Here is a 9,163-nt window from a genome sequence, read left to right on the forward strand (position 1 = left end):
GTTATTACGATGCGCCTCGAAGCCGCTGCTGAATCCGCAACAAGAATCCGGCTTCAAAGGCATCCTGGCAGTCACCGACAGGGAAGGTCTTGCGGGTTTGCGCCAACTCCCACCACAGTGGAATCTCACCCGGCGTATCAAGCCAAGCTTGGGCACATTGCACGCCACGTTCAATCATTGGGGCAAATTCGTTGCCCCAGGGTGTCAGAAGGCTTGGACAACCGTCCGCCGCCGGAATTGAAATGTAGTTTTCGTCCATACACACCCTAGATGTCTGATTTTATTGTTAGACGCTGGTCCAGCTTCGAAAAGCTTAACGAAACCAAATGAACGCTCAATAACAAGCATGAGCATCAAATGGCCTAGATCAATGCAAATGTAGACTATATCCCGTGGATTGAGAGTCCCTCAAGGCGCAATTTGCGCGCATGACTCAAGACTACGAACAGCTTCGTCTGCAGCTGGCGGAAAACATCGCTTGATGCGACGCGTTAAAACCTTACCCAAGAGCAGCTCGCGCTCATGGCCGAGGTGGATCGCACGTACGTCAGTCAAATCGAGCGATGCACGGGCAATCCGTCGCTGTTGGTCCTGTGCAAGCTCGCCAATATTCTCGAAATTACCGCAGATCAGTTACTTGTGGAACCCGATATCCTGCGTAGCGCCCTTCACGTCAAATAATAGTCTCACGCCTCACAAACCCGATAGATCCGCCTTCATAATTTCCACTGACAGTCTTCAGTCCGTAATCGAACCTGCCCAGGCCATACACTGAGAGCCTGGATCATGCCTGTTGCCTGCTCGTCAATCCCGCCCACAAAGCTACGGCCCTTGGCGCTGAGTATCCTGCTGGCGTGCGGCCCAAGCGTGGCGCTGGACACCGGCAGCATCACGTCCTCCGTGCTTTCGCAAAACTGCCTCGACTACAGGGTCGTCGGTATTTGTTTCTGGCTCCTCTGCACGCCCTTCGGCTGCACAGTCAAAACCTCGACCAAGGTTCGTCATTTCACTCCTGAATTGGTGGTCTCGAGCTACGCCACCACCGGCAATAACCCTTGGACCGAGATGACCACCCTCTCCTCGCCCATCAGCGGTGCGGAAGGTGGCGGCAACCTGATCACCCCGAACACCCACCGCGACAACCTGCCCCGCTTTAAGAACGTCGATGGTATCGGCCACCCCGGTGGCTGGATCGCCACGCAACTGGCTTCGCAATCCGGCTATGCCTGCGCCAGCGGTGCAACTGCATTCATGCCTTACTACCTGAGTACCCTGGACTCACTGGCGTGGCGTCATGGCATCCCGGAAAGTCTTTACCCCGAGTCGCTCATGCCGGGGATCCGTGAAATCGGACGTCAGGCTTCGGGAAACATGTGGGGCAACGTCTATCCCCGGCAGGGCTTTCTGGTACAGCCCGACGATTTCAAGGCGGCCGCAGTCATGGCGCAACGGGCCGGCGATGTGATTACCCGCAACTGGCAGCCGCATGTGTACTTACCACTCACGCCCGCCAAACGCGACGGCTACTGGCCGCCGGGTCCGATCGTTGAAAACGACGCTTCGACCCACAAATGGCAATTGCTCTACCCCCAGGTGCAGCCCACGTGCGCCATCTTCCCCAGCGATCCGGTACAGAGCGCGGATGGTGGCTACGCCTGGTCGCTGTGGCGGCCCTATAGCTGTTGCAAACGTGAGGGGCAGACCTTCCTGTTCAGCATCGACTTCGAAGGAGGTGCTTCATGAGCCGGTTTCTCGCGCGCCCCTGGTTGGGCGTGATGAGTCTGTTGCTCTACGGGCTACTCGCTATGGCCACTCATGCCCACGCCGCCGAGGGCGATTACCGCCTGGGCACTCAAGGCGAAGTGCTCGATGACCGAGTGATGTACACCATCGGTGGCGGCTCGGCAGTGGGCTCACCGAGCTCGCTCTACCGACCCAGCGGTCTCGGTGTCGGCGGGTCCTGGCGAGCAAACATGATGTGCGGAAACATGAGCCTCACCAATACCCTGCAGAACCAGTTGAACGGCGTCACCGAAGGTTTCCAGCAGATCATGGCAGCATCGTGCCAGAACGCGACCCAAGCCGTGATGTCGCTGCCAGCATTGATCATCCAGCGCGCCAACCCCGGACTCTATGAGTTGCTGAGTAACGGCGTTATGCAGGGTCGCATCGACTTCGATCGTTCCAAATTGACCTGCCAGGCCATGGCCGAAAAGATGGCGGACAAGGTCGGTCAAGCCGGCTGGGGCGCGCTGGCCAAGAACCAGGAGATGCAGGGCAACCTGGAGCAAACCGGCGGTGATGCAGTGGCCGCAGTGAAAAACACCGAGGCCCAAAACGGCAACAATGGGGTGTCCTGGGTCGGCGGCCAGAAGGCTGGAGGTAGTGGGCACCCCCCATCCGGGTGACTTCCGACGTAGTGCGAGCAGGCTACAACCTGCTGCATAACCGGTCGGTGGATGACAGCGCCTCGATCAGTAGCAGCGACTGCTTAGGCGGGGCTATTTGCCAGACTTGGACCTCGCCCCAAGAGGAATCCGAATGGGCCGTCCGCGTGTTGGGCGAGAGCGGAAGTCGCGACCTGCGACAGCTGCGAAACTCTGCGTGCGACCGCTGGCAGCGGACTGGACGCCGCTGATCCAAGAGGCCTATAACGTGCGCCTCAAGGCCCTGCAAGGGCTGTTGTCTGGCTCTCTGCCGCCTACCCCTGACAACCTGGCGAAAGCCTCCAGCCCGATGCTGCCGGTGACCCGTGGTGTGGTCGAAGCCCTGCGTGACGACCCCGATCAGGACCTGTTGGCGCGGCGCCTGGCCAGTGAGACGGCCTTGTCCAGTGTGCTCGACAAAGCGTTGCTGCTACTGCGCACCCTGCTGGCGGGCAGTCACGAACCGAACATCGCCTCCGCCGAGCCGGCACAGAGCGCCTTGACGAAAAACATCGACACCCTGGAGCGCGAAATACGCCTGCTGCAGACGAACTGCAGGTCCGGCAGATGCTGGCGACCAACACCGCCAGCCTGGTACTCGACCGACATGCCGGTGGTGCGACGCATCGCGTACCGTCGAGCAAGGCGACCCGAGCCCGGCCGACTCAATGATGCTGACGCCAGGCGCAAGTGAGCCATGAAACGCTCACCGCTATTCACTTTGCTTTCGAGTCTGGGGATTGCCGCAGTGATGATCCTGACCACTGTACTGGTCGCCTGGATCGGACGCACTGCGCTGGATAGTTTCGAGGCCTGGCAGCAGGCATTCGAATCCGTACGACCCTATCTGCGGGGGTGGCGTGCCCTGCTCTACGCCGCCTCTTTGCGCTCTGGTGGGATCTGTTTCAGCGCTACCGACATCGACCCCAGGATCGATTGCGCGTGAAGTGCATCGGAGCATTAGGGCTCGTGCTCGTTACTTGCGTCGAACTCACCCGACTGTGAGGCCACCACCATGCTCATGAGCACCAACAGCTACCTCGAGTTTTACCTCTCTCTGCTGGCCTGGATCATCAATAACGGCCTCTGGAGCGTCCTGTCCGACACCGGGCTATTTGCCGCGCCCTTCGGCGCGATCATCCTCCAGGAATGGCTGTCAGCCCGTCAGCAAGGCGCGGATGAAGGCAACAAGGGACTGCTCTCGGTGCCGCGGATCGAGAACCGGTTGTGGCTGGCCTACATCGTCGTATTGTTCGGTTGCGCGCCGGTCTTTCCGTTGAGCCTCGCCTCGATGGCGTTCGATGATGCGGCGAGTCAGCGCTGCGGCGTGAGTGTGGCCCAACCGACGGAAACCGCCTGGGGGACGACCTTCAATACTATCGGCGAACGCTCCGCCAATGTGCCGATCTGGTGGTTTCTGGTGCATGCCTTGAGCAAAGGCGTGACTGCGTCAGCCACTGCCTCTATCCCTGCGCAGCGGATATCCGGCAGATGCGCATGGAGATCGACAGTTCGCGCATCGACAGCCAGGTACTGCTGCAGGAAGTCGCCGACTTCACTCGCGACTGCTATGGCTATTCCCGTTCTCGGTTGTTTACCAATCGCCCGCAACTGGACAAGGTACAAAGTCACGACGCGTCCTGGATCGGCTCAAGCTATCTTCTCGACACGCCCGGCTACTACGACACGGATCGCTCGCGTACACCGCGAGCCAGTTGGCCGTATAACGACAGCCGCGATGTTTCCTTGCCGCGGCTGGAGAATGGCGCGGGCTACCCCACCTGCAAGCAGTGGTGGAGTGATAGCGGCGTTGGGTTGCGCGACCGCTTGATCCAGCAGGTCGATCCCTCGCTGCTGGACTCAACTGAAAGGTTGGTTGACTGGCCGTTCGAGCAACGAGATCGAGGATGCAACCCTGCGTGAGTTGGTCAGCCCGCGCCAGCAATCGATGTCCATGTCGCCCGGACAGGTGTACCAGGACTATGGCTCCAGTGCCCGAGGCGGCTCGATCAATCAGGGGCTCAATAACCTGGCCACCAATACCGGGCTGGCACTGGGTTCCTTCAGCAACTTCCCGGCGATGAATGCACTACGCGCCGCCCTGCCGATGGTGCAGGCTTTCCTGATCATGGGCGTCATCATCAGCTTTGCCGCTGATTCTGTTGGTCAGTACCTATCAGCTGAAGACCGTCATGACCGTGACGTTCGCGCTGTTCACCTTACACATGCTGAGCTTCTGGTGGGAACTGGCTCGTTGGGTCGACTCCAGCATGCTCGATACCTTGTACAACCAGGTCTCGGCGTCCAATCAAGTGCTGTTATCGCTGCCCACATCCGGGTTTATGGATGGGACTGTCACCGCGCAGGTGATCGAGTATGTGATGGGGGCGATGTTCATCGTGCTGCCGATGCTGTTTCTAGGGGCCATGAGCTGGGCGGGATATTCAGTCGGCAGCGGGATTCAAGGCATGTTGGCGAATGGTAGCAAAGCAGCAAGTGACGCCGCGAGCAAAGGTACGGATCAAATATTGGGTGCTGCTAAGCGTTCAATTAGATGACTTGCTGTCGCCTATATAATGCCCATTGTCGTCGAACTCACCGATGTAGAGGTCAGCACCTAGGTAGTCTGGCCCTGGGTTTTTCTCTTGTTGATCGGCACCAATAAAAACCCTGAGCCATAGCAAAGTAGTGACAGCCAGCACCATCACAATGAAAGTAACCATCCAAACACTGACAAAGAGCAGCCCTCCGATCATTGCCAGTTTGGCAATCAGAAAGCTCCCGCGAACAAGTAATTTACCCGCGGGCAATCCCGCCGTCACCGCACGCTCAGCCACGCGGGACTCAAACGCTTTCAAATTGCGATACCCGCGCTTTATCGACATGCCACAGGTATATGCCCAGCGGTGGGCACGTGAATTCTGAACAGGGTTCTGAGTCGGCATGTTCTCGCCCTCTTCTGAGCGTTTTCATGATTGAGACAGGAGTAACAGCCTACTACTGAAAACTGTCCGTGCCTGACCGTTTATCAGCTTGCCAAGCCAAAAAAACTTCACTGGAAGACAGAAGACGAACATCGTGACACAGGGTCTCTTCGGAGGTTGACCCGTATAAATCGCTCCGCTAAATACAAGGTACGGATCGCTGTTATCGACAGCACCCTACCCAGGCAGCCAGAACCTTCAAGGCTACGTCACTTCGGTGATGGTTCTTCCCCAAGTGCGATCAGCGTTCGGTAGCTCGCACGGTCACCGTTTCTACGGTGATGAACGCCTACTGCTCTTCTGAGCGTCTTCCGAGCCCCGCTCACCAAGCAAACCTTCTCGTTTTTCTTCAACCCACCGCGGGGAAATTCTCTCCCGCACGGGGCAGGTTTCTTCGCGCTTTCAACGGAGACATACCATGCCCGACTCACTTACACCGGAAACACTGAACAGCCTTCGGTTGCCCATCGTGTTCACCCCTGGCGCGTGGCAACGCGCAGTCCTGCTCAAGCAATCCGATCACGCTGAGAAGCTGCAGGTCGACCGGTTGAGCCACGTATTGCGCGCAGCCTTCGAAGCCCACCTGGCCTATCCACACAAGCCTTACGTGCTGTTCGAGGTAATCCACATTGAACCAACCGATTACTTAGACCACGGCCCGTCGCTGCAATTGAGCCTGAGCCTGCTCCAAGAACCAGATCAGCCTAGCGCCTTGCTGATAGCGCTTGCAGGAGAACACCAGCGCTAAGCGCAATTGACAGTGCCCACCTCCACATTCGGACGCCATGCAAGACCTGCATCGATCCAGCACATCACCCAACCGGGGAACCCTCCCGATGGGCGCGGCGTTCCTCCGCTTTCTCTCGAGGAAATTGCCATGCGCGATATCTACCAAGACGTGACAGACAAGATCGTTAAAGCTTTGGACCAAGGCGTTACCCCCTGGATCAAACCCTGGTCCTCAAGTGGCTCAGTTGACGTCAGTCGTCATCAACCCTTCCCATCAATGCCATCACGCGTCGTCCCTACTCGGGCATCAATTTACCATTGCTCTGGGCCGAGGCCAGGTTGCAGGGGTTCACTCAAGATCGGTGGCTGACCTTCAATCAAGCCCGAAAGGCGGGTGGGCACATCCGTAAGGGGGAACACAGCACTCTGGCAGTCCTCTACAAGCCGATGGAACGCGAGGAGCAGACCGAGTCAGGCCAACCCGTACTCGATGAAAACGGTCAACCCAAGGTCGCTCACTTTGGCATTGTTAGGACACATTTTCTGTTCAACATCGAGCAAACGGAGGGGCTCGAAATGCTTAGTGACACCCTGCTCGAGACGGAACAGAGTGATCCCTTCCAGCCCAACAGCGCCGCGGAAAATCTGCTGTTAAGTTCAGGTGCACGCATCGTTCATCGGCCTGCCAACGAAGCCTTTTACCACCCGATCAGAGATCATCCAACTGCCGACAAAGGCACAATTTCACGATGAAAGCGGGTACTACGCCACGGCACTGCATGAGCTGACGCACTGGACCGGGCATCACGCTCGGTTGCAGCGCGAAGGCGTGACGTCAGCATGTCCGTTCGGCTCACCAGGCTACGGGTTTGAGGAGTTGATCGCCGAAATGGGTGCTGCTTTTTTATGTGCTTATGCCGGCATTCAGGGAGAGCTGCGGCACGAGAGCTATATCGACTCCTGGCTCAGTCTACTCAAGACAGATAAACGCGCGATCTTTCGGGCCAGTGGTCACGCCCGCGCGCTCGGAGTATGTACTCAACCTGGAGCAGCAACTGAAGCAAGCGGTCTTGGATGACTCGTCTTGCATGAACGATGGAGCTTAATCGATACCTCACCATTGCAAACGCGTCAAAAGGCCCAACGCGAGTTGGGCCCTTTTTTATGCTCAGAAGAAAGGCTCCATCCATCAGCCTGTCATTCCGAATCCAGGTTCTGTGCCAGAAAATCCACCAGTTCGAGCGGACTACGGCTATCGATTACCTTGTAGATCAGATCACGCTTACTGCGCGGCAACTTCTTGACCAGGCTCTTCGCCGAGGCTCTGACGGCTTCGTCTGTCCCATGGATACGTGCCGCAAGCAGCAGCACCAGCGTGGCGTCTGTCAGATTCATGGCAAGCCCCGAGAAAATTCGCACCGCAGTGTACCGACTCTTGTCTTTTCCGTACCAGCCCTCCAACAAAACGATGTCTTGCCATATCAATATTCCGATTGCCGCACAAAAGACACACACCAAAAGGATAGGTAAGGGTTGGAAGGGGAATGGGGAGTCAAGGGTAAGAGCCCTATCCGAAAAGGCTAAAAGGCCACTGACCCAACCATTTCCCGGAGGTCCTGATGCTCAGTCTGTTTCGCCACAAAAGGCAGAAGCCTCCTCCGCCACCGACCGTCAACGTCGCCGAAGGTTACCTGTCCGTCGAGTCAGCCCATACCCTCTTAGCAGTGGAGCACCGCCGTCAGTTGCTCGATCGCATCTGGCAATACACCGCCCTCTCCCACGTCCAATTCACCCAGCTCTACTTAAATCCAATCCATCGCTACGCCGAACAGGTCCAGCAACTCCCGGCCAGCGAGACGCACCACCATGCGTATCTCGGTGGCATGCTCGACCATGGCCTGGAGCTGGTCGCTTGCAGTTTGAAACTGCGTCAGTCGTATCTACTGCCCACCGGCGCCGCGCCCGAAGACCAAGCCGCCCAGACCGATGCCTGGTCGGCTGGCATCGCTTATGGTGCCCTGCTGCATGACATCGGCAAGATCGCCGTGGACCTGCTGGTCGAACGCCAGGATGGCCGTGTTTGGCATCCTTGGCAGGGCTCCCTAGATCAGCCCTACCGTTTTCGTTACATCAAGGGTCGTGACTACCACCTGCACGGCGCCGCCGTAGGCTTGCTCTACACCCAAATTCTCGACCGCCCAATCCTCGATTGGCTCAGTGGCTTTCCGTCGCTCTGGGGCAGCTTGCTGTATGTCCTGGCCGGCCAGTACGAACGTGCCGGCGTGCTCGGTGAGTTGGTCATCAGGCCGACCGTTTCTCCACCGCGCAGAATATCGGAGGTAACCCTAGCAAGGCGCTGCAAGCACCAGTTCATTCGTTGCAACACCATTTGGTCAGCGGACTGCGTCATCTGGTTCAGCACGAGCTAAAACTCAACCAGCCGGGCGCCGCGGGTTGGTTGACCCAAGACGCGCTGTGGCTGGTCAGCAAGACGGTCACGGACAAGCTGCGAGCCTATCTGCTGTCGCAGTCGATCGAGGGTATTCCCTCATCCAACATCGCGGTGTTCGATGAACTCCAGTCGCATGGGCTGGCCGAGTCCACCCCAGAAGGCAAAGCCATCTGGACCGCGCTGGTGACGCAGGGAGACTGGGAGCAGAGCTTTACCTTTCTGCGCCTTCAGCCGGCGTTGATCTGGAGGAACGAAGAACGTCCCGAAGCTTTCAGCGGAACAGTGAGCATTGCAGTCCATGACCACCCGACTGGCGCCCGGCATCACCAGCAGCGTCAGAGACTGTCAGTACAGGATCGCGTCAAAGCCCATCGCAACCCGATCCCATGGCGATGGAAGACGCTGACTATCTCGGCACGCTATTGGATATGTTCGAGCTGGAAGAGCCTGAGGTCAGCGCTGAATCGTCAGCAAGCACTCTCGAAATCTCAAATACCTCGCTGGATGGCCCAGGTCAGGCATTTCTGAATTGGGTCAAAGAAAGCATCTTGAGCCACAAGCTGGTCATCAAT

The 9,163-nt window shown here is 57.9% G+C and carries 5 protein-coding genes and 6 pseudogenes; 8 read left to right on the forward strand and 3 right to left on the reverse strand.

Going from position 1 to position 9,163, the window contains the following annotated elements; all coding sequences use genetic code 11:
* Window positions 1-4 precede the first annotated feature (4 nt).
* Window positions 5-259 (reverse strand): LasR-specific antiactivator QslA, encoded by a 255-nt coding sequence (locus tag C5F71_RS28810; RefSeq protein WP_032866288.1) that lies wholly within the window; start codon window positions 257-259, stop codon window positions 5-7.
* A 169-nt stretch (window positions 260-428) separates the two neighbouring features.
* Between C5F71_RS28810 and C5F71_RS29820 the strand changes: the two are divergent.
* The 5 genes and pseudogenes from C5F71_RS29820 (at window position 429) to C5F71_RS28835 (ending at window position 4,984) form a co-directional block, all read left to right on the forward strand.
* Window positions 429-681: pseudogene (locus C5F71_RS29820) on the forward strand (helix-turn-helix domain-containing protein).
* Window positions 682-786: 105 nt separating this feature from the next.
* On the forward strand, window positions 787-1,743 hold the full coding sequence (locus tag C5F71_RS28820) for a TIGR03756 family integrating conjugative element protein (protein WP_104910328.1): 957 nt from the start codon (window positions 787-789) through the stop codon (window positions 1,741-1,743).
* Window positions 1,740-3,120: pseudogene (locus C5F71_RS28825) on the forward strand (integrating conjugative element protein). The gene C5F71_RS28820 and the pseudogene C5F71_RS28825 overlap by 4 nt, the downstream one beginning before the upstream one ends.
* Before the next feature lie 3 nt (window positions 3,121-3,123).
* Window positions 3,124-3,431, forward strand: a pseudogene (locus tag C5F71_RS28830) (hypothetical protein).
* Window positions 3,432-3,441: 10 nt separating this feature from the next.
* Window positions 3,442-4,984 (forward strand): annotated as a pseudogene (locus tag C5F71_RS28835) (conjugal transfer protein TraG N-terminal domain-containing protein).
* On the opposite strand, the gene C5F71_RS28840 reads toward C5F71_RS28835, so the two are convergent.
* On the reverse strand, window positions 4,973-5,371 hold the full coding sequence (locus C5F71_RS28840; protein ID WP_104910332.1) for a DUF3742 family protein: 399 nt from the start codon (window positions 5,369-5,371) through the stop codon (window positions 4,973-4,975). The pseudogene C5F71_RS28835 and the gene C5F71_RS28840 overlap by 12 nt on opposite strands.
* A 457-nt stretch (window positions 5,372-5,828) precedes the next feature.
* Here C5F71_RS28840 and C5F71_RS28845 point away from each other — a divergent pair, with 457 nt between their 5' ends.
* The gene (locus C5F71_RS28845; protein ID WP_104910333.1) at window positions 5,829-6,158 is read left to right on the forward strand and encodes a hypothetical protein; all 330 of its coding nucleotides are present in this window, start codon (window positions 5,829-5,831) and stop codon (window positions 6,156-6,158) included.
* Between the two features lie 129 nt (window positions 6,159-6,287).
* A pseudogene (locus C5F71_RS28850) lies at window positions 6,288-7,245 on the forward strand (ArdC family protein).
* A gap of 91 nt (window positions 7,246-7,336) precedes the next feature.
* Here C5F71_RS28850 and C5F71_RS28855 read toward each other — a convergent pair.
* Window positions 7,337-7,534, reverse strand: coding sequence for a hypothetical protein (locus C5F71_RS28855; RefSeq protein WP_061449399.1), 198 nt, complete (start codon window positions 7,532-7,534; stop codon window positions 7,337-7,339).
* Between the two features lie 224 nt (window positions 7,535-7,758).
* Here C5F71_RS28855 and mobH point away from each other — a divergent pair.
* Window positions 7,759-9,163, forward strand: a pseudogene (gene mobH, locus C5F71_RS00005) (MobH family relaxase); the annotation flags it as partial.

The organism is Pseudomonas sp. LG1D9 (assembly GCF_002949995.1).
GTDB lineage: Bacteria > Pseudomonadota > Gammaproteobacteria > Pseudomonadales > Pseudomonadaceae > Aquipseudomonas > Aquipseudomonas proteolytica.